The organism is Erysipelatoclostridium sp. An173 (genome assembly GCF_963931465.1).
GTDB lineage: Bacteria > Bacillota_I > Bacilli_A > Erysipelotrichales > Coprobacillaceae > Thomasclavelia > Thomasclavelia merdavium.
Genome location: NZ_OZ007017.1, coordinates 1,279,772 through 1,304,657, shown reverse-complemented (window position 1 = coordinate 1,304,657; position 24,886 = coordinate 1,279,772). Strand labels below are relative to the sequence as shown.

At 27.9% G+C, this 24,886-nt stretch carries 21 protein-coding genes; 6 read left to right on the top strand and 15 right to left on the bottom strand.

Translation table 11 applies throughout. From position 1 onward, the window contains the following. Positions 1-13 precede the first annotated feature (13 nt). Entirely contained in the window at positions 14-433 is a 420-nt protein-coding gene (locus ABGT36_RS06570) for a PTS sugar transporter subunit IIB (protein WP_296884172.1), read from the bottom strand. A gap of 187 nt (positions 434-620) precedes the next feature. Between ABGT36_RS06570 and ABGT36_RS06565 the strand changes: the two genes are divergently transcribed. Next, a complete protein-coding gene (locus ABGT36_RS06565; protein WP_087302502.1) occupies positions 621-1,685 on the top strand; it encodes a branched-chain amino acid aminotransferase in 1,065 nt (354 codons plus the stop codon). A 30-nt stretch (positions 1,686-1,715) separates the two neighbouring features. On the opposite strand, the gene ABGT36_RS06560 is transcribed toward ABGT36_RS06565, so the two are convergent. The 3 genes from ABGT36_RS06560 to ABGT36_RS06550 form a co-directional block, all read right to left on the bottom strand. After that, entirely contained in the window at positions 1,716-2,486 is a 771-nt protein-coding gene (locus ABGT36_RS06560) for a hypothetical protein (RefSeq protein ID WP_346677324.1), read from the bottom strand. Positions 2,487-2,510: 24 nt separating this feature from the next. After that, positions 2,511-3,077: a hypothetical protein gene (locus ABGT36_RS06555; protein ID WP_346677322.1), complete on the bottom strand. Its 567-nt coding sequence runs from the start codon at positions 3,075-3,077 to the stop codon at positions 2,511-2,513. Positions 3,078-3,151: 74 nt separating this feature from the next. After that, on the bottom strand, positions 3,152-4,489 hold the full coding sequence (locus tag ABGT36_RS06550) for a citrate synthase (RefSeq protein WP_087373934.1): 1,338 nt from the start codon (positions 4,487-4,489) through the stop codon (positions 3,152-3,154). Positions 4,490-4,670: 181 nt separating this feature from the next. Here ABGT36_RS06550 and ABGT36_RS06545 point away from each other — a divergent pair, with 181 nt between their 5' ends. Together ABGT36_RS06545 and ABGT36_RS06540 are read left to right on the top strand one after the other, a co-directional pair. Next, positions 4,671-7,040 (top strand): HAD-IC family P-type ATPase, encoded by a 2,370-nt coding sequence (locus ABGT36_RS06545; protein ID WP_087373936.1) that lies wholly within the window; start codon positions 4,671-4,673, stop codon positions 7,038-7,040. A gap of 55 nt (positions 7,041-7,095) precedes the next feature. After that, a complete protein-coding gene (locus ABGT36_RS06540) occupies positions 7,096-8,409 on the top strand; it encodes an amidohydrolase (RefSeq protein ID WP_300078067.1) in 1,314 nt (437 codons plus the stop codon). A gap of 46 nt (positions 8,410-8,455) precedes the next feature. Here the strand turns inward: ABGT36_RS06540 and ABGT36_RS06535 are convergent, their stop codons facing one another. Further along, on the bottom strand, positions 8,456-8,962 hold the full coding sequence (locus tag ABGT36_RS06535; protein ID WP_346677320.1) for a hypothetical protein: 507 nt from the start codon (positions 8,960-8,962) through the stop codon (positions 8,456-8,458). 100 nt (positions 8,963-9,062) lie between these two features. Between ABGT36_RS06535 and ABGT36_RS06530 the strand changes: the two genes are divergently transcribed. Then, entirely contained in the window at positions 9,063-9,515 is a 453-nt protein-coding gene (locus tag ABGT36_RS06530) for a GAF domain-containing protein (RefSeq protein ID WP_346677319.1), read from the top strand. 10 nt (positions 9,516-9,525) lie between these two features. Here the strand turns inward: ABGT36_RS06530 and ABGT36_RS06525 are convergent, their stop codons facing one another. After that, positions 9,526-9,930 (bottom strand): hypothetical protein, encoded by a 405-nt coding sequence (locus ABGT36_RS06525; RefSeq protein WP_087373944.1) that lies wholly within the window; start codon positions 9,928-9,930, stop codon positions 9,526-9,528. A gap of 53 nt (positions 9,931-9,983) precedes the next feature. Next, a complete protein-coding gene (locus ABGT36_RS06520) occupies positions 9,984-11,171 on the bottom strand; it encodes an Mbeg1-like protein (protein WP_300630252.1) in 1,188 nt (395 codons plus the stop codon). Positions 11,172-11,379: 208 nt separating this feature from the next. On the opposite strand from ABGT36_RS06520, the gene ABGT36_RS06515 reads away from it, so the two are divergent. After that, positions 11,380-13,710: an HAD-IC family P-type ATPase gene (locus ABGT36_RS06515; RefSeq protein ID WP_087373946.1), complete on the top strand. Its 2,331-nt coding sequence runs from the start codon at positions 11,380-11,382 to the stop codon at positions 13,708-13,710. 8 nt (positions 13,711-13,718) lie between these two features. Here the strand turns inward: ABGT36_RS06515 and ABGT36_RS06510 are convergent, their stop codons facing one another. From ABGT36_RS06510 to ABGT36_RS06475, 8 genes are all read right to left on the bottom strand, one after another. Next, positions 13,719-14,105, bottom strand: coding sequence for a hypothetical protein (locus ABGT36_RS06510; RefSeq protein WP_087302681.1), 387 nt, complete (start codon positions 14,103-14,105; stop codon positions 13,719-13,721). Position 14,106: 1 nt separating this feature from the next. Continuing rightward, positions 14,107-16,677: a translation factor GTPase family protein gene (locus tag ABGT36_RS06505; RefSeq protein ID WP_346677316.1), complete on the bottom strand. Its 2,571-nt coding sequence runs from the start codon at positions 16,675-16,677 to the stop codon at positions 14,107-14,109. A 201-nt stretch (positions 16,678-16,878) separates the two neighbouring features. Continuing rightward, positions 16,879-17,724, bottom strand: coding sequence for an ARMT1-like domain-containing protein (locus ABGT36_RS06500; protein ID WP_346677315.1), 846 nt, complete (start codon positions 17,722-17,724; stop codon positions 16,879-16,881). 52 nt (positions 17,725-17,776) lie between these two features. After that, positions 17,777-18,259, bottom strand: a complete 483-nt coding sequence (locus ABGT36_RS06495; RefSeq protein WP_346677314.1) for a GNAT family N-acetyltransferase — start codon at positions 18,257-18,259, stop codon at positions 17,777-17,779. Between the two features lie 81 nt (positions 18,260-18,340). Next, entirely contained in the window at positions 18,341-19,282 is a 942-nt protein-coding gene (locus tag ABGT36_RS06490) for a GTP-binding protein (RefSeq protein ID WP_346677312.1), read from the bottom strand. Positions 19,283-19,424: 142 nt separating this feature from the next. Then, on the bottom strand, positions 19,425-20,312 hold the full coding sequence (locus ABGT36_RS06485) for an alpha/beta fold hydrolase (protein ID WP_346677311.1): 888 nt from the start codon (positions 20,310-20,312) through the stop codon (positions 19,425-19,427). A gap of 98 nt (positions 20,313-20,410) precedes the next feature. Continuing rightward, the gene (locus tag ABGT36_RS06480; protein WP_346677310.1) at positions 20,411-21,121 is read right to left on the bottom strand and encodes a hypothetical protein; all 711 of its coding nucleotides are present in this window, start codon (positions 21,119-21,121) and stop codon (positions 20,411-20,413) included. A gap of 44 nt (positions 21,122-21,165) precedes the next feature. Then, entirely contained in the window at positions 21,166-22,809 is a 1,644-nt protein-coding gene (locus tag ABGT36_RS06475; protein ID WP_346677308.1) for a hypothetical protein, read from the bottom strand. Between the two features lie 575 nt (positions 22,810-23,384). Here ABGT36_RS06475 and ABGT36_RS06470 point away from each other — a divergent pair. After that, positions 23,385-24,827: an amino acid permease gene (locus ABGT36_RS06470; protein ID WP_346677306.1), complete on the top strand. Its 1,443-nt coding sequence runs from the start codon at positions 23,385-23,387 to the stop codon at positions 24,825-24,827. Positions 24,828-24,886: the final 59 nt, after the last annotated feature.

Sequence of the window (24,886 nt, the reverse complement as noted above, 5' to 3'; positions counted from 1 at the left end):
ACAGCCATTTTTATTATAGTTCACCATCAATTTTATAATAATGACGATAAGCGTTACCCCTTGTAATTCTTAGTAAGTTTTCTTCATTAGGAAAATGAACGGGATTAGTTTTATTTTTCTGATATAGTTTTATAACATCCTTAGCATCGGTTAAAATTTCCTCTAATTTCATTAAACCATACATTTTGGGTGGCAATAAATAGATTGGAATATCAACATTTGTTTTATCTATAAATTGTTCAACATATATTTTTAAATGTGGACAACACATGATGATATCTACATCTGATAACTTATCTTCAACAATAGCAAATGGATAAAACTCAATATTTACCTCATTTTCTAAATTTTTTTCAACTATCTCCTTTTTCATTCTTTCTGTTACATAACTTGAAGAAAAGCCCCCACCACAACAAATCAAAATCTTAAGCATTATAAATCTCCTTTTTATATTGATATAAAAAATATTATAATTAATATTAACTTTTCTAGCAATAATTAATAAAATTTATTATTATTTTGCATATTTTTATGCAATTAAGCTTTGATTAGCTAATTTCTATCTTGTATCGCCTATAAAATAAGAGTATACTATTAGTAAATTAAGGGGGTTTTTGATAATGGAAATCAAAATTGAAAGAGCTGCGACTCTAAAAGAGAAACCAGATCAAAATAATTTGGGATTTGGAAATTACTTTACTGATCATATGTTTATGATGGATTATACTGATGGAATTGGATGGCATGATGCACGTATTGTTCCATATGCACCTATTCCAATGGATCCTGCTACAATGGTATTACATTATGCTCAAGAAACATTTGAAGGATTAAAAGCATATCGTGATCCTGATGGAAACATTACACTATTTAGACCAGAAATGAATGCTCGTAGAATGATTAATTCAAATAAACGTATTTGTATGGCAGAATTACCTGAAGATATGTTTGTTGAAGCTGTTGAAGCAATTGTAAAATATGAACAAGATTGGATCCCAACAGCAAAAGACACTTCTTTGTATATTCGTCCATTTATGTTTGCAAGTGAAGCTGGTGTTGGGGTACACCCTGCTAAAACTTATACATTTGTAATTATTTTATCACCTGTTGGTAATTATTATCCTGAAGGTGTAAATCCAGTTAAAATCTGGGTTGAAGATGAATATGTGCGTGCTGTAAAAGGTGGTACTGGATTTACAAAATGTGGTGGTAACTATGCTGCTAGTATTGCTGCACAAGTTAAAGCTGAATCACATGGATATACTCAAGTTCTTTGGTTAGATGGTGTTCATCGTAAATATGTCGAAGAAGTTGGAACAATGAATGTAATGTTTGTTATTGATGGAAAAGTTATTACTGCTCCATTGGAAGGATCTGTTTTACCTGGGGTAACTCGTGATTCAATTATCCATATCTTAAAAGATTGGGGATATACTGTTGAAGAACGTGAATTAAGCATTGATGAATTAATGGAAGCTGGTAGAAAAGGTACTTTAACTGAAGCATTTGGTACTGGAACAGCAGCTGTAATTTCTCCAGTTGGTCAACTTTATTATAAAGGTGAAGAAGTAGTAATTAATGATTTTAAAACTGGTGATTTAACACAAAAATTATATGACACTTTAACTGGTATTCAATGGGGACGTCTAGAAGACAAATACGGTTGGGTACGTCATATTAAATAGATGAAAAATAGCATCTGCAGATGCTATTTTTTATTGACTAGATTCGATTTCTAAATATGATTCATTAAATTCACCATTTACAAAACCAACCGTAAAATCATTTTCAACATATGATTTCGTTTCTACTGAAATATCTTTCCCCTTATATAATATTTTAGCTGGTGAAAAACTAACTATAACCGTTCCCTCATTATCCATTACTCGAGCAATTATATAACTTTCAGTTAATATTGTTTGACTATTTGAATAACTATCAATAATTTTACCATCTTCTTCATAAATAGATAAAATATGATAAGTTGGCATTATTGAGACAATCTTTTCAGCTGTAGAACCGTCACTGTCAAAGTCTTGATTACTACGTGCTAAACCAATATGCCAGTCATTTTGATTAAATTCTAATATTGTTTCTACATGGTCTAAGTCATTGTATTGTTCATTAACATATTCTTGCATTGAATTATATGTTTGACTCGTAGATGAAAGAGCCTGATTAAAGATAAAAATAATAATTCCAAAATAAATAATTGCTATAATTAGTGTTTTTCTTACTTTTTTAGATTGAATATGATTGTATTGTACTTGATTTTTTGTTAGTTGTTGATAAAGATCAATATATTTTTTATCATATTTAATTTCATCATGTTCTAATATTTTAATCACTGTATTATAAATAGGAACATGCTTTTCTTCTACGTAGTTATCTAAGATTTGTTTATCTTTATTAATTTGATATTTAGTAACTGCTTCGATAAAATCTCGAAATTCATAAAAATGTACATCATCAATTTCTTTTAACAAATCTAGTATTTGTTGATAGTCTTTTTAATCAAAGGCTTCTTTTATTTTATTTATCACTTTATCAGGTTTATTATTATTTGAAAATAATCGTTGTAATTTTTTGGTTTCTATTTTTGTATTTAGTGGGAATTCTTTATAAAAATAGATATTTAATAATTCTAAAATAACTTTAGCATTATTACTGTTTAATTCTTTTTGATAAATTAAAAAGGCATCTATCAATTCTTCAGGCGACTCATTACATGCTAATGAAGTTAAATATAGTGTTAATTGAATCTGACGATCTTTATGTTTAGGAAATTGCATGCAAATTGAATTTAAGATTTGCTGAGTTTCCTGATAATTATCATAATCAAATTTTAAACTTGAATATAATTTGCTAAGGCTGTTTAAATAAATATTAGTATGCACAAGTGTGAATATAATAAAACATATAAGTGATAAAATAAGCACGTATATCAAATATTCTCTAATAGATATGCAAGCAAGAAGCACTATTATATTAACTATATAATATAAATAGTTAATTATTCTATTTTTTAAGTTAATTTTATCATAGTTTATTTTATACTTTTCGATAAAATTTTCCATTTTCTTTTACCCCTCTTTTTATATAAACAAATTAAAAGTAAGCAGTAGATTATACTAGCTTACTTTGATAATAATTATCGATTTTTTAAAGGAACATATTCATGAGTTTCCCCTACATATTTAGCTGCAGGACGAATAATCTTATCGGCATATAATTTGTTTTCAATATTATGAGCTAACCATCCTACTGAACGTCCTACTACAAACATTAACGTATATAACTCTCTTGGTATTGATAACATATCATAAATCAATCCACTATAAAAATCGACATTAGCACAAACATGAATTTTTTTTCTGCTTTCAATTGCAGCAATTGCCGCTTTTTCAAAGCGATAATAGAAATTAAATTCAGCTTCTCTCCCCTTTTCCTTGGCTAATTCTTTACATTGTTGTCTTAAAATTTCACATCTAGGATCGCTTAAAGTATATACAGCATGACCAATACCATATATTAAGCCACTGTTATCATTAAAATTCTTATCTAATATTTGTTCAATAATTTGTTTTATTTGTTCATCGGTTGCATCTAAACCAATACAATCAATAACTTTTTGCATTTGATCCATAACTGCAAGATTAGCACCACCATGGCGTGGTCCTTTTAATGAACCAATTGCTCCAGCAAAACTAGAATAAATATCAGTTCCCGTTGAACTAATTACAATATTTGTAAAAGTAGAGTTATTTCCACCACCGTGATCAGCATGTAAAACTAAACACATATCTAAAACTTCAGCTTCTTTAGTAGTAAACTTTTTATCATCTCTAAGTAAATACAAAATATTTTCAGCAATTGAATAATCTGGTCGTATTTGATGAATATATAGACTCTGTTTATCAAAATAATGAACTTTACTACGATAAGCATAACATACAATCGATGGTATTTTAGCAATCAGATTTAATCCTTTATACATAGTTTCTTTAGGTGATGTGTTGTCAGGATCATCATCATATGAATAAAGCATTAATACTTCTTGCTGTAATTTATTCATTAAGTTTTTTGAAGGAAATCCTAAAATTTTAGATTCCAAATAATGTTTAGGTAATTCATAACGTTTAGATAATTCAGCTTTAAATGTTTCTAATTCATCCTTGTTTGGTAAATAACCAAAAATAATTAAAAAACATGTTTCTTCAAATAAAAAACGTTGATGTGGTTCTCTTTTATTAATTATGTCAGAAACAGCAATTCCTCGGTAATATAACTCACCACGACAATCTATTTTTTTATTATTTTCCCTTTTATAGCCTACTACATCAGCAATTTTAGTTAATCCAACTAAAACCCCGGTACCATCTTCATTTCTTAATCCTTTTTTTACATCATATTTTGTATACAGGTTATTATCGATGTTATTATCCCCATCTCTAGCCTTTTCGATAAATCTATCAACTAGTACACTCATATAAACACCTCCTAAAAATATAAGTAGGTTTATTATAGCACTTATTACAGAAATTGTATACAATTATTGTATACAATATTTTTTTAAGTTATTCTTAAATAATTCTAAATAAATCTAAATTATAATTGTGCTTATTGTTTATTTCATTTTTTTAAGCTACAATAATAAAAAGGAGAATTATATGAAAATAAATAATCATGAATATCATGGATTAAGTAGTAAAGAAGTTGCTCAACGAATTAATGAAGGTAAAATTAATGAGATTGATAACCGAATTACTAAATCCTATAAAGAAATATTTTTAAACAATACAATAACATTTTTTAATATATTAAACATCAGTTTATTTGCTTTAATAGTTTTTGTTGGTTCATATAAAGACACTTTATTTATTTTTATTATTATTATTAATACTATTGCTGGTATTTATCAGGAAATTAAAGCTAAACGAACTTTAGACCGGCTATCAATTTTGACAGCATCACATGTTGATGTAATTCGTGATAATGAGATAAAAAAAATTGGTATTGACCAGATTGTTTTAGATGATTATCTTGTTTTATCAACAGGATTACAAATTCCAGCTGACTGTGTTTTAATTGATGGTCATATGGAAACTAATGAATCATTATTAACTGGAGAATCTGATCCAGTATTAAAATTAAATGGTGATAAATTATTTTCTGGAAGTTTCATTACTTCAGGACAAGGAATTTGTAAAGTGACTCATGTTGGTGAAGATAGCTATATGAATCAAATTACAAAAGAAGCAAAAAAATTAAAAAAACATAATTCAGAATTAAATCGTTGTTTAAATAAAATTTTAAAATATATTAGTATTGTAATATTGCCAATTGGAGGCCTACTATTTTTAAAACAATTTTTATATGCTAATCAGCCATTCGATGATGCTGTTGTTAGTACCGTTGCAGCTATTATTGGAATGATACCTGAAGGACTTGTTTTATTGACTAGTGTCGCTTTAACTATCAGTATTTTAAGGCTAGCTAAACAACAGACTTTGGTACAAGAGTTATTTTGTATTGAAACATTAGCTCGAGTTGATGTTTTATGTTTAGATAAAACCGGAACTATTACTGAAGGTAAAATAAAAGTTGAATTTGATATTAAATTTGATGATGTAAATATTGAAGAAATAATTGGAAATTTAATGTATTCGTTAGATGACGATAATGTCACATCTCAAGCTTTAAAAGAACATTATCCACCACAAAATACATTTAAACCTTATTTTGTAATTCCATTTAGTTCTGATCGAAAATACAGTGGTGCTTCATTTGAAAATATTGGAACATATTATATCGGAGCATATCAATTTTTATTCCCTGGTGGTCATGAAATATTAGATGAAAAATGTAAAGATTATGCTAGCCAAGGATATCGAATTTTAGCTTTAGCTCATAGTGATCAAGTCGTTTCTGATTTGTCATTACCAGATGATCTAGTCCCTACTGGTATTATAGTTTTAAGTGATATAATTAGGGAAGATGCCAAGGAAACTCTTGCATATTTTTATGATCAAGGAGTTGACTTAAAAATTATCTCTGGAGATGATCCAATTACAGTTTCATCAATCGCTAAACGAGCTGGATTAAAAAAAGCAGACTATTATAAAGACGCTTCAACTATAAAAAATATGACTGAAATGTCAGAAGCATTAAAAAAATATTCTGTTTTTGGTCGGGTTACACCACAGCAAAAAAGAGAAATGGTAATTTTACTTAAAAAACAAGGTCATACTGTAGCGATGACTGGTGATGGTATCAATGATGTTTTAGCATTTAAAGAAGCAGATTGTTCAATTGCAATGGCTTCAGGTAGTGACGCTGCTAAGAATGTAGCAAATCTTGTATTATTAGATAATAACTTTGATGCAATGCCGCATATCGTTGATGAAGGACGTCGAGTTATCAATAATATTTCAATGTCAGCTTCCATGTTTTTAATAAAAACAATTTTTTCAACTTTACTGGCTATAACTACTATTATTTTTGGGCAGACTTACCCTTTCGAACCAGCACAGCTTTCTGTAATTAGTGCTTGCGGGGTTGGAATACCAACGTTCTTTTTAACTTACGAAGCTAATTTTGCTCGAGTTGAAGGCAGCTTTTTAGAAAAAGTCTTTAATAATGCCTTCCCTTCAGCATTTACAATAGCTTTAGGCTCAACTTTAATTACTAATATTGGTTTAGCGTTAAATTATAATGCAGAAATGCTATCGACGATATGTATTTTATTTACAGGATGGAACTATACTCTTGCTCTATTAAAAGTATATCGACCTTTAACAGTTTATCGTAAAATTATTATTTATACTACTCAGCTTTGTTATTACATAGCATTGATCATTGGTCAAAAAATCTTAGAACTAACAAGTATTAGTTTTAACTGGATGATTGTTTTATTAGCATTAATGGCCTTTTCACCTGTGCTAGTAGAATTATCAAGTTATTTAGTTAACATTATAAAATATGTATATCGTAAACTACAAAGATATCATTTAAACAAAATATCAAAGGTTAAGGAGTAAAATTCTTAACCTTTTTTCATTAAAATGTTAGAATAAAATAAAGGAGAAAGGGTTTATGTATGACAAAATAAAAGAACTTGCTAAACAATATTACTTAGAAACAGTAGAAACAAGACGCGATTTTCATAAGTATGCTGAAAGAGGCTGGCTTGAGCTAAGAACAGCTTCAATTATTGCAAGAAAACTTGACGATTTGGGGTATCAGGTTTTAGTAGGTAAAGAAATCATGCGTCCTGAAGGAAGAATGGGGATTCCTAGCAAACGAGTTTTAACAATGAATTATAAACGGGCTTTATCTCAAGGAGCTGATCCTTATTATTTAGAAAAAGTTAAAGATGGTTTTACTGCTGTCGCTGGTATTATCGAAAATGGTCCTGGTCCTGTTGTAGCAATTCGTTTTGATATTGATGCTTTAAGTATAGTTGAAGATGATTCTTGTGAACATATTCCAACTAAAGAAGGCTTTGTTTCTTGCAATTCAGGAGCAATGCATGCTTGTGGTCATGATGGTCATGCAGCAATGGGATTAACGGTTGCAAAAATTTTAGCTGAAATAAAAGATAATTTACACGGAACATTAAAACTAATTTTCCAGCCAGCTGAAGAAGGAGTTCGAGGTGCTAAATGTGTATGTGAAAGTGGCATTTTAAACGATGTCGATTACATTTTTGCCGGTCATATCTGGACATATGAAAACGAACATGAAGATACTGATTTGTTTTTAGGAATGAATGAAACATTTGCTACCACTAAATTAGATGTTACTTATCATGGCGTTTCTTCTCATGCTGCTGGAATGCCACAGTTTGGTAAAAATGCCCTTTTATCAGCTGCATCATGTGTTTTGAATTTACATTCAATCCCTCGAAACAGTGATGGTTGTACCCGTGTTAATGTCGGTACTATTCACGCTGGAACCGGTCGTAATGTTGTCCCAGAAACTGCTAAATTAGAGATTGAAGTTCGTGGTGAAACAACAGAACTGAATACTTATATGGAAATATATGCCCGTGATATTATACATGGTTCAGCTTTAATGCATGATACAATTGTTGAAATCAAAGAAATGGGTAAAGCATATTCCTTAGAATGTGATAAAAAAATGATGGATATTATTCGCCAGGTATGTAAAGATCATTTAAAAGAAATTAAAGTGGCTAAAAATGATTTAAGCCCACTTGATGGCAGTGATGATTTTTCATACATGCTGGCAACCGTACAAGCTCATGGCGGTATTGGTACCTATATGAAACTTACTACTAATCTTGCTGCTGCCCCACATAATACTACTTATGATTTTAATGAAGAGGTCTTGTTAAAGGGTACTACGATTTATAGCACTATTGCTTATTATTTATTAAATCAATAAAACTAAAAGATAGAGTCTTTTATCTAAACTCTATCTTTTATATTTTTTAAAAGAATTTCATAAACTCATCTACAAATGAGTCAACACCATTTTTAAAGTCATTTTTGAAAGTATCAAATTTTTCTTTACCTTCTTCAATAATATTATCTACTTCATCATCACTAGCATTATAGACATTTTTAGCATATTCCTTAGAATTAACAGCTAATTCTTTAATTTTATTAGAATCATCAACATTACCTTGAGTTGCCGCTGTTTCTAGAAATAAACTATGTTCATAAATATTTTTAGCAACATCTTTATCTTTAATATTGTCAATATTTTCATTAATGTAAGTAACTGATTCACTAACATCTTCTTGACTTACAGTATAATTACCATTAAATCTTTCTTCCACTTTACTATCAATTTTTGCTAATTCATCATCGTTAGTATTATCAGTATCTTCCATTGTATCTGTTTCATTACTTTGATTTTCAGAACATCCTGATAAACTAAATGAAAGAGTAAATAAAAGTGTCATACAACATAATAATTTAAAAAATCGTTTCATTTTAATTCTCCTTTTATTAATCTAATCATATTTTTACCAAAATTAAATATTTTAACCACTAATTGCATAAATTGTTGTATAATATAAAACGGTGATTAAAATGAGTGAAAAACAATTAGATAGCTTATTAGAAAATATTGAATATGAAATTTCATTACTATCAAATAGTGCTGCTTTTATTTATCAAACATTAAATGATGTATCTTGGGCAGGATTTTATTTATATCAAGATGGTCAATTGATTTTAGGTCCATTTCAAGGTAAAACAGCCTGTACAATTATTCCATTAAATCGTGGTGTTTGCGGTGCTTGTGCAACTGATCAAAAAGTATACCGAGTAGCTAACGTTCATGACTTTAAAGATCATATCGCTTGTGATAGTGCAACAAATAGTGAAATAGTTTTACCAATCATTATTGACCAAGAACTATATGGTGTATTAGATTTAGATTCTACTAGTTTTGATCGTTTCAGCAAATCTGATCAGCTATTACTAGAAAAATATATTCAAATTATTATTAAACATCTAAAACGATTAAAGGAAGAACAATAAATGTTCTTCCTTAGCTTTTTTTATCAAATTTATTTGCACATTTAGGACAAGTAATTGTAATTTTTCCACGACCACGTGGCACTCTTACCATTTGTTTACAACTTGGACATAAAAAATATTTATGTGCTCTATCATTATGATTATTTTTAATTACTAAATAACGCTTTTTAATTGGACTTATTAATGATAAGAATTTTTCATTTTCAATTCTTCTTTGATAAATATTACGAGAATACGTACGGAATATTTCATATATTAATATAATCCAAACAATCCATGATAAAATTTGATTTCCAAATATAAATATATTCAAAAAAATTAAAACAATGGCTAGTACCAGCAAAAACATATTAAGCTGATCAGAACCATATCTTCCTGACATAAATCGATATAATGACTCTTGAAATCTTTTCATCTTAACCCTCTTTTCAAAATATAAAATTAGTATAGTGACTAAATATTAATTCTTTATGAATTATCATTATCACGATAATATTTCCGATAATAATTGTTGCTTTCAACTAATAAAGTTTTAAAAAAATGAATTATTGCATCACGGGTATCATTTTGAAGATTTTTAAATTCTTTTAGGGCAGTAACTAAATGTGAAAATGATTTTTCAGTAAAATCATCAACTGTTTTAATATTGGCACTTTCTAAGATAGTAAAGATTGCTTTTATTGCACTTTCACGTGTTTTTAAATCAACCTTTTCTAACCATGATTTAAAAGCATCGGATAAAGCCATACTTTCTTTACTTAATTTATCAACAGTATCAAAATCTTTTCCAATAATTTGCCAAGTAAATCCATTATGCTGCATTAATCCTTTAGCATTACTTTTAATAATTTTTACTGTTTCTAAATTTTCCAACATTATTCCAAAAACAGAATTTTCTGGTATAAATTTTTTAATTTTATCAACTATCATTTTATAATTCGTATGTTGAATCATTTTTTCAGGAAAACCAGGACCATCATAGTTATATATTTGAATGATTTTTTGAGCATCTTTATCATCAATTGTACTAGCTGCAAAAACTGCTAAATTGCCTCCTTTAGAATGGCCCCCTATTCTTATAATTGGTTTTTTTAATCTTCGTTTAAAAATGTTTGAAAATTTGTGTTCGTTGATTATTAAAGAAATTTTACTTTGATAAAAATGTTCAATAATACTCTTAAGATAACTAGCTGCCTGGATTTGTGATTGAACTGGATATTTATAGGTCATCAAAAAATCTTCTTTCCAGCCCAAAATCGTATCATCAGTACCTCGATAAGCAACAAAAATACTATCATCTTCTAATTGATAAGTTATTGCCGCAAATTGTTTAGCGTCATTATAATTTAATTCATTTACATAATTTGATAGTTTAATGTTTTTAAATCGTTGGCAAGTAGATAAAACTTTTAATAAATTGATTGATTCTTTGATAAAAGAAAATCTATTCATTAATACCGACTCATCATTTTTTAAAAAGAAGTCTTTAGCCACATCCTGTAAAGAACGCGATTGGTTACTTAAAAAAGATGGTACTGTGTCTAAAAATTCTACATAGACTAGTTCGCTTAAAATTAATGCATCGATATCATTAAATGGATCGACCGTCATTAAAAGATCACCACGCCATTTTAAATAGTCATATATATTACTCAAGTACATCCCTCCTTGAATATGTTTGGATTATACCATAGACAATCAGCTATATACAATTAAATATCCATTTCTTAAAAATATATTTAAACTAATAGCTTTTTAAGAAAAATTAAGTTATTATTTAGAAAAAATATAGTAGTATTTTTAAATAATCATGCTATTATAATACTAATGGATTAGAAATGATAAATGCAAATGAGGTTGATTTATGAAAAAAATAAAAGGATTAACTTCAATTGAAGTTAAACAGAGAATTTCCGAGGGAAAAGTCAATGTGGCGTATAAACCCAAAGTTAAAAGCAATTTTGAAATTATACTAAGTCACATATTTAACTTATTCAATGCCTACAATTTTATTATAGCTGTAGCTTTGATAGCTGTTAAAGCTTACTCAAGCTTATTTTTTGTCGTTGTAGTTATTTCAAATATCTTTATTCGAGCTCGTCAGGAAATACAATCTAAAAACATGGTTGCTAAACTAAACTTAATTGTGTCACCAAAAACCAAAGTAATTCGTGATGGCAAAGAAAGTTTAATTGATAATGAGGAATTAGTTCTAGATGATATTGTTTATTTTGAAACAGGAAATCAAATCAGTGCCGATGCCGTAATTATTAAAAATAGTGTTGAAGTTGATGAGTCACTATTAACTGGTGAAGCCGATCCGGTCTATAAAGAACCAGGTGATCACCTGCTTTCAGGAAGTTATATTTTAAGTGGTGGCTGCTATTGTCAAATTGAACATGTTGGTAAAGACAATTATGCCAATAAAATCACTGATCAGGCTAGAACTAGAAAACCAGTTGATTCAGTATTATTAAATACTTTTAATAAAGTTACTCGTTATACTAGTTATTTAGTTTTACCACTAAGTATTTTAATGCTTTATCAAGCCTATGTTATTCGTGATCAAAGTATTACTAGTACAATTGTTAATACTGCAACTGCTCTATTAGGAATGTTACCTAAAGGGCTGGTTTTACTTACAAGTGTTTCTTTAGCAGCTAGTGTTGTAAAACTTGGGAAATCAAACACATTAGTTCAAGAAATGTTTAGTATTGAAACATTATCTCGTATAGATGTCTTATGTTTAGATAAAACTGGTACATTAACAGAAGGAAAAATGGAAATCGAAGAAGTTATTAATTTAAAAAATTCACTAAATCTGGAATTATCCCAGATAATGCCTTCTTTTGTAGCTGGTTCGCTAGATAATAATATTACTTTTAAAACTCTTAAAAATTACTTTAAAGGTGAAGCCAAATATGAAACTCTTGATCGTATTGCCTTTTCTTCAGCACGTAAATGGAGTGCTGCTAAGCTAGATGAAGTAGGAACAATCATTGTTGGTGCTCCAGAAATTATTAGACCAGATTTTATCTTAGATAAAAGAATACTTGAAATGCAAAAAGGCGGTGCCCGAGTTTTACTTATTGGACATCATCAAGATTTAGCTACATTATCTGATACTTTAAATACTACTATTCCAATTGGTCTAGTTATTATTAAAGATCCAATTCGTAAAGATGCTCACTCAGCTTTGAAATTCTTTAGTGATAATGATGTTGCTGTAAAAGTAATATCTGGTGATAATCCAGCCACTGTAAGTGCTATTGCTAGTCAAGCAGGTGTAGCTAATGCAACAAAATATATTGATGCTTCTACTCTAACTAGTGATGAAGACTTGGAAAATGCGATATTAAATTATAATGTTATTGGTCGTGCTAGTCCATTTCAAAAACATAAAATGATTTTAGCTTTGCAAAAACATAAATTAAAAGTAGCAATGACTGGTGATGGCGTTAATGATGTTTTAGCTTTAAAAGATGCTGATGTTTCAATAGCAATGGGTTCTGGTTCTGATATTGCTCGTCAAATATCACAGTTTGTAATAATCGATGGTAAGTTAGATACTTTAGTTGAAGTTGTCCGTGAAGGTCGTTTAGTTATTAATAATGTTACTAGATCAGCTTCAATGTATTATTTAAAAACTATCTATACTATTTTACTTTCTATTTTGTCAATTTTAATGAATATTCCATATCCGTTTATTCCTTTCCAAATGACATTATTAGATATGTTTATTGAAGGATTCCCTTCATTTATGATTTTATTTGAAAGAAATATTGAAAAGCCTAAAGAATCAATTGGTAATCATGCAATGCGTTTTTCTTTACCAAATGCTTTAGTAATTGTTTTATCAGTTGCTGGAATTCGTTTACTAGCACCTGTATTAGATCTATCATTATCGGAAACATTTACCATTTTATATTTTACAACAGCATTTATTTCTATTCATATGATCTATCGTATTTACAAACCATTGAACTGGTATCGTGGTGGCGTTTTAATTATTGATATTATTGGATTCATTCTTTCAACACCAATTTTCTGGCCATTGTTAGAAATGCATCCACTAAATTCAAAATTATTACAAATCATCTTTATTACGATTCTAGTTTGTATTCCATTTTTGGTAATTATTACTAAAAAAGTTGGTCAATATTTGGATAAAAAAAGAGATACTGAGCTATCTTAAAAAGATTCTCAGTATCTTTTTTTCCTTGTTTTATTAGTCGCATTTAATAGATTTTCATATGCTTTTTTTATTAAAGTATCATATTCTTCACCAAATAAAATTGTTTGATTTTTTAAAAAGATAACTAGACAATAATTTAATTTACGATTATTACGCAAATCGATTAAAGAAACCTGATCAACCAATGTTCTTCTTACAATATCAATTGTTTCTTTTAAAAAATTTATTTCACCATATTTGATATCAACAATTTCATCAAATAAAAATTCTTTACTTTTAAAAATACCACTAACTGCAAAACAATCTTCTTTAATATTTAAAGTATACATCGCTCGACGGCGATATTCTTCAATACCACTGATATAATATAAATTATATTTACTTATATTTGCCATATTATTCTCCTTGGTTCGAATTATATTTTTTTATATCCGCTAATAAATAATCATGTCCTTTAGGTTGTTTACGACGATATTCTTCAAGTTTTTCTTGATCTAATCTAGTTGCCTCTAAATACAACTCTCGTGAAGAAATTCTTTTAGCCCCCTGCCCTAGAACTATTAATTGCTCAAGGGCATCGGAAGTAACAACCGTAATATTATATTTACTAGCTAATTCATGGGTAGTTCGTTCAATATACATATCTGCAGTCTGAGCCTCTTTTGTATATACAACATAGATATTATGGTATTTTTCACTTGTTCCTAAGTTGTTTTTAACTTTATAAGCGTCAAAAACAAGTATTAAAATACATTTTTTATATCCCTGATAATTACACATTAAGTTCATTAATCTAAAACGAGCAGCATCTAGATTATCTTTTACAAGTTCTTTTAATTCAGGCCAGGCATGAATTACATTATAGCCATCTACTAAGATACATTCTGGTTTAGGTTTATAAACCGGTTCCTTTATTAAAGGTTTAGCTTTATGAGTCGATTCACCACGTTGTTTTAATGGTCCATATGTTTTAGTAAAAATTGCTTCTAATTCTTCATCTTCATCTTGATAGCGTTCTTCTTTGTAATTACTTACCATTGGCTTAGCAGCTTTTTTTGTTTGATATGGAATATGCATATATTTAGGCACTTCATCCCAGCTTACATTAAATCCTGCTCCATGACTGCAAAAAACAGAACCGGTAGGATTATTTAGATCAGCTTCGCTATCATAATTTATTTGTTCAATAATTTTGTCTTGCTCTTGACAAGGCTGATAGCCATCTAAACGATAAATTAAACGCCCTTTACCTTTAGTATAACTAATAACTTCATTTTGATAATTTTGCATCTTACTAACTGGTGCCTTGCCAGATAAAATAACTTTATCAGCTGTCTGTTCTTTTATTTTAAATTCACCATTCATTAATTCAATATCATAAATTGCTTTACTTAAACTTTCGGCCGGTATTTCTAATGAAAAAGCAAAATATGGTTCTAATAGAACTGATTTAGTCATTTTTAATCCTTGGCGTAAAGCACGATAAGTTGCTTCACGGAAATCGCCACCTTCAGTATGCTTTTGATGAGCCTTACCAGCAACAAGGGTAATTTTCATATCGGTAATTGGTGACCCTGTTAAAACACCTAAATGTTCTTTTTCTTGTAGATGGGTTAATACTAAATGTTGATAATTAATAGGAAGTTGTTCTTCTTTACAATTTAAAGCAAACTGTAAACCACTATCTTTAGGTCCTGGTTCTAATAAAAGATGAACTTCACTATAATGACGTAATGGCTCATAGTGACCAACCCCCTCAACTGGTTCTAAAATTGTTTCTTTATATAAGATTCTTCCAAAATCAAAATCAACATCAATATTAAAACGTTCTTTTATAATATTTTTTAAAACTTCTATTTGAATAGCCCCCATTAACTGAATGTGAATTTCTTGTGAAGAACTATCATAAACAATATGTAATTGTGGATCTTCTTGTGCTAATAACTGTAAGTTAGCTAGCATTTTATGTTGATCACAGTTATCTGGAAGAATAATTCGATAATCCATATAAGAAGATAAAACAGGTGAAATTTCGTCTTTTTCAAAACCTAAGCCTTGTCCAGCCTGAATATTTTTAAAACCTTTTATTGCACAAACATTACCAGCTTCTATTTTATCAACTGTAGTAAATTTGTTTCCCGAATATATTCTAATTTGATCAACTTTTTCATCTTTGTTAATTAAAGATTTTACTTTCAATAAACCACCAGTAATTTTTAAGTGAGTCAAACGATTTCCTTGATCATCATGACTTATCTTATACACTCGAGCACCAAAATCTTCTGGATACTCTTTAGTAGCTATATATTTTGTAAACTGATCAAGAAAATGTTCTATTCCAGACATTTTTAAAGCCGAACCGAAATAAACTGGAAATATATTACGTTTAGCAATTTCATCAACAAGCATATTATCTTCTAAGGTTTGATGTTTTAAATAATAATCTAATAGATTTTCACTATTTAATGCTACATTTTCGAAAAAATCAGTATCTAAATTATCAAAATCATAACATTGTTCGCTAAAATTCTTTTTTAAATCCTCTATAAGCTCATGCTTATCTTTTAAGGAAATGTCCATTTTATTTACAAAAACAAATGTTGGTATTTGATAGTGTTTTAACAAATGCCAAATTGTTTCACTGTGTGCCTGAACTCCATCTAAACCGTTAATTACTAATATTGCATAATCTAAGACCTGAAGTGTACGTTCCATTTCTGTTGAAAAATCAACATGGCCTGGTGTATCTATCAAAGTAATCTTACAATCATTATATTCAAAAACTGCTTGCTTAGAAAAAATTGTAATCCCACGATCTCGTTCTTGATTATTATAATCTAAGAAGGCATCACCATGATCAACGCGACCATATTTTCTAATTGCCCCACTTAAATAAAGCATACTTTCTGTTAATGTAGTTTTTCCTGCATCAACATGGGCTAATATTCCTAAAACTATATTTTTCATTTATAATCATCCTAATTTCTTAATAATAATAATTTAATTATAATAAATATCTAAATAAATACAACTTTATTTTATCATTAATAAAAAAAGCATGGTGATAAATTATATCATCGCATGCTTTTTTTATTGTTTATTAACCTTTATGCATAATTAATTCACAATTGTGAAATTTGTGAATTAACTGTGAATATTATGAATAACTTATTTACAATAACAAACTAATGATTTTTCTGGAACATTGATATACTTTGCAATAACATCACATTTTACCATTAACAAAAAATAAATCTTTTTATTTTCCTCAGATAAACTTTCAAAATTAGCTTGTCCTTTAGCAATAACAAAATCACAATTTTGGTAAATCTGATTAAACTGAGCACTTGTTCGTGATAAAATTGTACCTAATGAATTATCTCCATTACTGATTATTGAAGCATATTCATCAATACCTACTTCATAGGCATCACTTTCAATAGAATCATTTACAACTGGTTTCCCACGAACACCAAAATATATTTTTAAACTAGGATTAAGCTGTTTTATTCTTTTTAACAGCAATTTATCTAAACAAATTTCACCACAATTATCACCTAAATATAAAATAGTTTTAGCTTTTTTTATATCATTAATCAACTTATCAACATGATCTATAGTTAGTGATAAATTATCAATATTATCAAACCAGTCATCTATTTTTGTTATTTCTTGATTATTAATAGGACTAAAGTCAATGATATTACCAATAATTGCATATTTAATAGCTGTTTTGAAAGAATTAATTTTTTTATCAAAATCATCATAGCTTTGTAAAAATAAATTATTATAATATTGACGAATTTCCTGATATGGATCTTCATTATTTAAATGTTTTTTAACTAATTCGAATATCATTCCGATTATTTCTGGATTTGATTTATTAAAATCAATCTTACTTAATTGTTCAAATACCTGATGATATAAATCATCACGATTAGAACAATTAGTTATATTAGCTACTTTTATCACCTGATTAATTAAACAAGGCAAACACTTCTCATTAATCTTCATCTGTTAATCTCCAAGTTATTTTTATTAAAAGTTATTCACATTATTCACAAAACTATTTTTCAGCTAGTGCTTTTAACCCTTCTTTATCTAAGCGATAAGTAGTCCATTCATCTAATGGTTTAGCATTTAATGATAAATAGAAATCAATACTTGGCTGATTCCAATTTAAACATACCCATTCCATGCGACCACAATCTCTTTCATTGGCAATTTTAACTAGTTCTTTAAAGATTGCTTTTCCATATCCTTTACCACGATATTGAGGCCAGACAAAAATATCTTCTAAATATAAGCCTGATTTCCCGACAAAAGTTGAAAAATTATGAAAGAACAAAGCAAAACCTACTTCAACATTATCAACAATGGCAAAAATAACTTCTGCTCTTTGTTTTTCAAATAAATATTCGTGTAGTAATTCTTCTGTTGTTTCAACTTCATCAAGCATTTTTTCATACTCAGCGATACCTTTAATAAATTTTAAAATTAATGGTACATCTTTTTCAGTTGCAAATCTAAATGCTAATTGTTTGTCCATAAATATCCCCCTTTTATTGCATAAATAGTATATCATTATTTGTCATTTGTTACTAGTAGCTATTATTTTGGTATAAATTTATTATTGAGGATTATTTAAGTATTGTTCAATAACTTCTTGATCAAGTGATTCACCAATAACAATTATAATTTCTTGTCCTTGATTTATTGGTTGAATGTTGATTTCATTTTTAGTTGCATTTAATTGATACCAGTTATTGTTTTGATCTTGAATAAATCCTTTAACCCGAAATACATGACCACATTTAGGATCACTTATAATCTTATTTACTTGTTGTTTTAAAATATCAATATTAATTTTTACATTCATAAAATATAGTGATGAATAGGTTTGATTTTGATTAAAATGTAATTTTTGATAGCTTGTAACAACATACCCACTATCTACAATTACTCTAAAATCTTCATCACTAAAATCATTCCAGTTTTTACAAATAATCACATCATCGATTATCCGTTTACAAGAAACAGCTTTTAAAGCATCATTAATATGATTAACAGTATTGTTGATAGCTATCTTAGAGGCATCTTGAACGCGACTAAAGATAATTTTACCAGCATTTGCAACTTGTGAAGCTAATAAAAAATTAGACTCCTTAGACAAGTTTTCTTCTAGTGAGGCATCAACAATTGCAATTACATTGCCTATTTCATACCAGTTTTGTAATGGGTCTTCATATAAAAGATCAAAAAAATCATCTACATCAAAAATTCCTGAAGGTTCAATTAAAACTCGATCATATCCAACCATTTTCATTGCAATCAATTTAGTTTTAAAACGACGACGATAGGTTTGTAAATCACTACCGCCAGAAATCATTTCTAAATCACAACAATCGCCAACATTTTCTTGCAGTAACATCATATCAACATTAACTGCTCCAAAATCATTTTCAATAATGCCAACTTTTAAATTCTGTTTTACTAAATATTTAGCATAATTTATCATAAATGTTGTTTTTCCAGCTCCTAAAAAACCGGTAATTAAATCTATTTTTATCATTTAAAACTACTCCTTTTTTACTTTGATATAATTATAAACAAAACCGCTAAATTATTAAAGAAAAGTAATAATATTTACATTGATCTTAATCAAAATAAAAACATGTTATTGCATTAATAATACATAACATGTCTAGTAATTATCAATTTTTTTCAATAATATCTAATATATAAGCATAAACTTCCTGACAATTCTTTTCATGAAGAATATCATGACGCATATTTTCAAACAATTTTATCTTTTTTATATTAGCTCCCTGTTTTAATAATAACGTTGCCGCTTTATTTACGCCTTTACCAAATTCACCAACTGCGTCATTTTTACCTGATAATAAATAAACAGGACATTGCAAATATATTTTAGCTTTCGAATCATTAGTAATAATCATTCCATTCAATAATTCTCTAAATAATCCAGCACTAACATGTTTTAAACATAACGGATCATTTGAATATTGTTTTCTTGCTTTTTTATCTTCAAGTAACCAGTCAGCATTACTTGAAGCATCTTTAAATTTTTTATTATAATTTTTAAAAGCTAAATTATCTATTAATGATGTAGAGTGCTCTTCACCAGCTTTTTTTCCGTTTTGTTTAACAACAAATTTTACCATTTTTAATAAAATTGGTGATTGATAACCAGTCCCTAATAATAAACAAGCATTTATTTTTAAAGAGCGATTTTCAATCATTAAATTCCTAACAATAAAAGAACCTAATGAAAATCCTATCAAATAATAAGGTAAATCAGGATATTTTTCTTTTATTTGTAAATAACTATTATAAACATCATTAACAACATTTTCCCAGCTACCTTCTTTACCAAAATAGCCTTTAATATGACCCTGATATAATGATTTACCATGACCTACTAAATCAATGCCATAAACAATAAAACCATGATTTGTACAATAATTAGCAAATTCTTGATACCGTCCCATATGCTCTGTTATTCCATGGACTATTTGGATAATACCTCTGATTTTTCCTTGGGGTTTAAAAATGTATGAATATATTTTTGTATCTTGCATATATTTTAATCATCTCTTTTCTATTTCAAGATTATCAAATTTGTATTTTCACTAGATATTAATAGGCAAAATTCAAAATTGTGTATTAGAATATCATTTTATTGTTGTTCGTGTTTATATAAATTATCTAAGCTATCTAAAATAGCTGTCCCAATTCCTTCAATGCTAAAAAGTTCTAATAAAATACTATGTTCCATTAACCCATCAATGATATGAACACGATGAACTCCGCCATTAATAGCTTTAATAGCATTTTGCACCTTTAAATTTAAATACCCTTTTTGTTCATGATACTTATTATATTCAATTAACGTAGCTAATGACATAATTGGAAGCATTTGACCATTATCATCAAACAATCCTTTATCTTTAGACATAAAGATCAATTTATCAGCCTTTAGTTTAACAGCGATTTCTCTTGCAGTATCTTCAACAAAAATATTTTCACTTTCAGTTTGAATATCATTAGGAATCACAACTGGTATATATTGATTATCAATCAATATCCTAATCGTTTGTAAATCAATCCCACAAATACCAATAGCTTTTAAATTATTTGTTTCTAATAATGCTGCTATTCTTTTGTTTTCTCTAAAAATATCGACACCACTTTTATTAGAATGAACAACTACTGGATGTACTCCTAAAAAATGTAATAAAGATATATCATGCATAATTCTTTTTTCTTGTTCAGGTGATGCATAATTATTACAACTATATTGAATAACCATTATTTTTCCTTCAAAATCTTGCATATATGGCAAAGCATCAGTTAAAATATCAGCTTTTATTTTATATGAATCATTCATGGTCCTCACTCCTTTATTTAAATATCCAGAACTATTAATACTTGTTAATAATTATTATTTAAATCTATGATTTGTTGACTAGCAAGCATCAATTCGCTTTTTAACTTAGCTGAACATGAATATTTTGTAAGATATTCTTGAATATAGGTTTCGATGTTTTCAATTTCTTGATTACTATACAAAACTTCTGCTAAGCCGACAATTAAACTAGCCAATTTTTTATCTTTATTTACATAATTTTCTTTGTACATATTATCAATTATTATTGATTTTGTTAGCCAATTAATTAATTTTTCTTTTTGAATTTCATTAATATTGATAGATTGTTTCCAAAGTTTAAGATATTTTTCAAAATTATTTTTATCAAAATCAGAAATATCGAAATAATTTTCTAATTCTTCTATAATGTTTTTATCAGCAACAAAATTTAGATTATGATCTTTTAATAACATTATTGATAAAAACATAAATATTTCTTTAATATCCAAAGATTCAATTTCATCTAGTTTTTCAATTATATCAAAATCATTTAATAAGTAATTAATAATTTGTCTTTGATAATTATTGAGACAATTAATTGCATATTCTTCAGCTTGACTACTAAAAATAACGTTATCATCTTGATAATTTATCTGTTTAAAAGTTTCTTTTATATAATCAAAATCACATTTTTCGCTATACAATCGTAAACAATTAAATACAGTTGGATTAGATAAAAATGCTACTTCATAAAGAAAGGCTTTATCACTATAATATGGTATTAGTGTCTTAGCAATGTTAGCTCTTGCAATAAATTGTTCAGGTATTTTAGCAATTGCTTGTAATCCAATTTTTACTGCCTGGTCAATATCATTTTTCTTTAAGTATAGATTAATTGTTTCTTGATAAAGCAATGGGTGTATCTCACCAATCTTAGTAACAGTAGCCGTTAATTTATCAATACCCCCATCTAAATAACAGGCATCTTTTATTAAATTAGCCGCTAAATCACCTGGTTCGTTTTCTAAAAAATCAATCCAGTTTTGATAAAACTGATGATCAAATTTTAATTCCTGACTGCCAAAAGCTAATAGATCACTAAACACTAAATCTTGTTTTCCATATTGTTTAAAAATTAGATATATCTCTTCAATACTTTTGTTAATATTAAATGCTGCATATAAAAAATTTTGATAATACACATATTTTACAACCCATATTAAATTTCGATCATATAGATCATTTAAAGATAGCTCTTCAACATATCCATACTCATTATTAGTCACTACTATCAGTTGTGATAATTTATCTAAAATCTCAAATCCTATTAAATAATCTTCATTTTCTATTAATTTAATTGCTGTAGATATATAATTATTTAAAGCTATTAATAATTTACAGTTAGTTAAATAAACTGTGTTACTATTATAATCATGAACAGATTCATCGTAGTATTCTTCTTCCCGACTTTCAATCCATAATTCTTGATTTTCTACTTCATCAATAAATTGATCAAATTCATCTTGATCAAATTCATCTTGGTTAAATTGAACATCTTCAATTGTTTTTGAAATAAGTGATTTTAATAAATCATGCCAATTACTCTTATTACAAGTTCTTGCATAATTATATATCCAATCTGTTTTTTCTTGTTCACTCATGTTTTTAATTAATTTTTTTACATCATCAATATAGTCTTTATATTCCATATTAGTCCCTCTATTTATTAAATATTTTTATAGCAGCTTTTAATAATATTCTATTTTATAATTATATTGCATATTTCAGATTACAACAATATTTACAAAATAACAAAATTTAAAAAAATTACGAAAACCGCTAATTATTAGCAATAATCACATTTTTTTGTTATAATGAGAAAGTTGGTAATTGTACAAATGTTTAAACATTAATACAATATTATCAGATAACTAAAAATTTAACTGTTATAGATAATACCTAATAATTTGTTATTTTCTATAATTTTACATCAAATAATCAAAAGCAATATTTAACTTACCCCAATAAAACTAGTTATTGTTTTAAAATGATAATAAATGATTTGGTTTTATAGCTTGATAAAGTATTTTGTAATAAAATTTTGCCAAAATATTTTATAATGATTATTAAAAACTTTTTTAGTTAAAATGATTAAAACCAATAATATAAACTTAACTTTCTTTTTATTAAAGTATTTAAGTTTATTGATAAAACCTAAATAGCTGGGGTTTTCCAATTAAACGATTAATTGGTTTAGACACTATAAATTATTAAGGAGGAAAATATGGAAAATTCTAAAGAAAATTCTAAAAAAATCGTTTGGTATAACCTGGCGTTTATGGCATTTTCTACTGTATGGGGTTTTGGAAATGTTGTTAATGGCTTTGTTTATTTCAACGGAATTCAAGTTATTTTCAGCTGGATTTTAATGTTCGCTCTTTATTTCGTACCATATGCTTTAATGGTAGGTGAATTAGGATCAGCATTTAAAAATTTAGGTGGTGGTGTAAGTTCATGGATTCATGAAACAATGGGGCCAAAACTAGCTTACTATGCTGGTTGGACTTATTGGGCATGTCACATTACTTATATTGCAAGTAAAGGAAGTGGTGGTTTAAAAGCATTAAGCTGGGCTATTTTCCGCGATGCCGAAACTTATGATACTTTACCAACACTTGGTATTCAGCTTGCTACTTTAGCAGTCTTTTTATTTTTCTGCTGGGTTGCTAGCCGTGGATTAAATCCATTAAAGAAACTAGCTACTGTTGCTGGAACTAGTATGTTTGTTATGTCTATTTTATACATTATTATGATGTTTGCAGCACCAGCAATTAACCCAAATGGTGGTTTTGTTTCACTGGATTTTAGTTGGGATAAAATAATCCCTCAGTTTAATTCCAATTATTTTACATCGCTGTCCATTCTAGTCTTTGCAGTTGGTGGTTGTGAAAAAATATCACCTTATGTAAATAAGGTAGAAAATCCTTCCAAAGGATTTCCTAAAGGGATGATTACTCTAGCAATTATGGTTGTAGTTTGTGCTATTTTAGGAACAATTGCAATGGGTATGATGTTTGATCCAGCAGTTATCAATGCTAGTGAAGAATCATTTAATTCATATGTATCTAATGGTGCTTATTGGGCTTTCCAATCTTTAGGTGAATATTATCATATTGGTGATGCTTTAATGATTATTTATGCATTATGTAATATGATTGGACAATTTTCAACTTTAGTATTAAGTATCGATGCTCCATTAAGAATGTTATTAGATAACGAAGATGCTCGTCAATTTATTCCTTCAAAATTATTGAAGAAAAATAAATACGGTGCATATATCAATGGTATTAAAATGGTTGTAGTTTTATCAGGATCTATTATTTTAATTCAATCATTTGTTCCTGGAGCTGCTGCAGTATTAACACAATTAAATAAGTTAAATTCTGTATGTATGCCACTTCGTTATTTATGGGTATTTGTTGCTTATATTGCTTTACGAAGAGCTATTGAAAAATTCCCTGCTGAATATCGATTTGTTAAAAATCAAGCAGTAGCAAAATTCTTTGGCTGGTGGTGCTTTATTGTAACGGCAGCATGTTGTTTATTAGGTATGTATTCAACTGATACTTTCACTATGCTTTTAAACGTTATTACCCCAATTGTTTTAACAGCATTAGGATTAATTATGCCTGCTATTAAAAAACGTGAAAAAGAAGCAATTGAATAAAAAATCAGACATATCCTTTTGGTAACCCAGGAGGATATGTTATGATATACAAAAAAAAG

Excerpts from the sequence above, each read along its gene's own strand:
- ABGT36_RS06570 (WP_296884172.1), bottom strand. The coding sequence starts at position 433 with ATGCTTAAGATTTTGATTTGTTGTGGTGGGGGCTTTTCTTCAAGTTAT.
- ABGT36_RS06565 (WP_087302502.1), top strand. The coding sequence starts at position 621 with ATGGAAATCAAAATTGAAAGAGCTGCGACTCTAAAAGAGAAACCAGAT.
- ABGT36_RS06555 (WP_346677322.1), bottom strand. The coding sequence starts at position 3,077 with ATGGAAAATTTTATCGAAAAGTATAAAATAAACTATGATAAAATTAAC.
- ABGT36_RS06550 (WP_087373934.1), bottom strand. The coding sequence starts at position 4,489 with ATGAGTGTACTAGTTGATAGATTTATCGAAAAGGCTAGAGATGGGGAT.
- ABGT36_RS06545 (WP_087373936.1), top strand. The coding sequence starts at position 4,671 with ATGAAAATAAATAATCATGAATATCATGGATTAAGTAGTAAAGAAGTT.
- ABGT36_RS06540 (WP_300078067.1), top strand. The coding sequence starts at position 7,096 with ATGTATGACAAAATAAAAGAACTTGCTAAACAATATTACTTAGAAACA.
- ABGT36_RS06535 (WP_346677320.1), bottom strand. The coding sequence starts at position 8,962 with ATGAAACGATTTTTTAAATTATTATGTTGTATGACACTTTTATTTACT.
- ABGT36_RS06530 (WP_346677319.1), top strand. The coding sequence starts at position 9,063 with ATGAGTGAAAAACAATTAGATAGCTTATTAGAAAATATTGAATATGAA.
- ABGT36_RS06525 (WP_087373944.1), bottom strand. The coding sequence starts at position 9,930 with ATGAAAAGATTTCAAGAGTCATTATATCGATTTATGTCAGGAAGATAT.
- ABGT36_RS06515 (WP_087373946.1), top strand. The coding sequence starts at position 11,380 with ATGAAAAAAATAAAAGGATTAACTTCAATTGAAGTTAAACAGAGAATT.
- ABGT36_RS06510 (WP_087302681.1), bottom strand. The coding sequence starts at position 14,105 with ATGGCAAATATAAGTAAATATAATTTATATTATATCAGTGGTATTGAA.
- ABGT36_RS06505 (WP_346677316.1), bottom strand. The coding sequence starts at position 16,677 with ATGAAAAATATAGTTTTAGGAATATTAGCCCATGTTGATGCAGGAAAA.
- ABGT36_RS06500 (WP_346677315.1), bottom strand. The coding sequence starts at position 17,724 with ATGAAGATTAATGAGAAGTGTTTGCCTTGTTTAATTAATCAGGTGATA.
- ABGT36_RS06495 (WP_346677314.1), bottom strand. The coding sequence starts at position 18,259 with ATGGACAAACAATTAGCATTTAGATTTGCAACTGAAAAAGATGTACCA.
- ABGT36_RS06490 (WP_346677312.1), bottom strand. The coding sequence starts at position 19,282 with ATGATAAAAATAGATTTAATTACCGGTTTTTTAGGAGCTGGAAAAACA.
- ABGT36_RS06485 (WP_346677311.1), bottom strand. The coding sequence starts at position 20,312 with ATGCAAGATACAAAAATATATTCATACATTTTTAAACCCCAAGGAAAA.
- ABGT36_RS06480 (WP_346677310.1), bottom strand. The coding sequence starts at position 21,121 with ATGAATGATTCATATAAAATAAAAGCTGATATTTTAACTGATGCTTTG.
- ABGT36_RS06475 (WP_346677308.1), bottom strand. The coding sequence starts at position 22,809 with ATGGAATATAAAGACTATATTGATGATGTAAAAAAATTAATTAAAAAC.
- ABGT36_RS06470 (WP_346677306.1), top strand. The coding sequence starts at position 23,385 with ATGGAAAATTCTAAAGAAAATTCTAAAAAAATCGTTTGGTATAACCTG.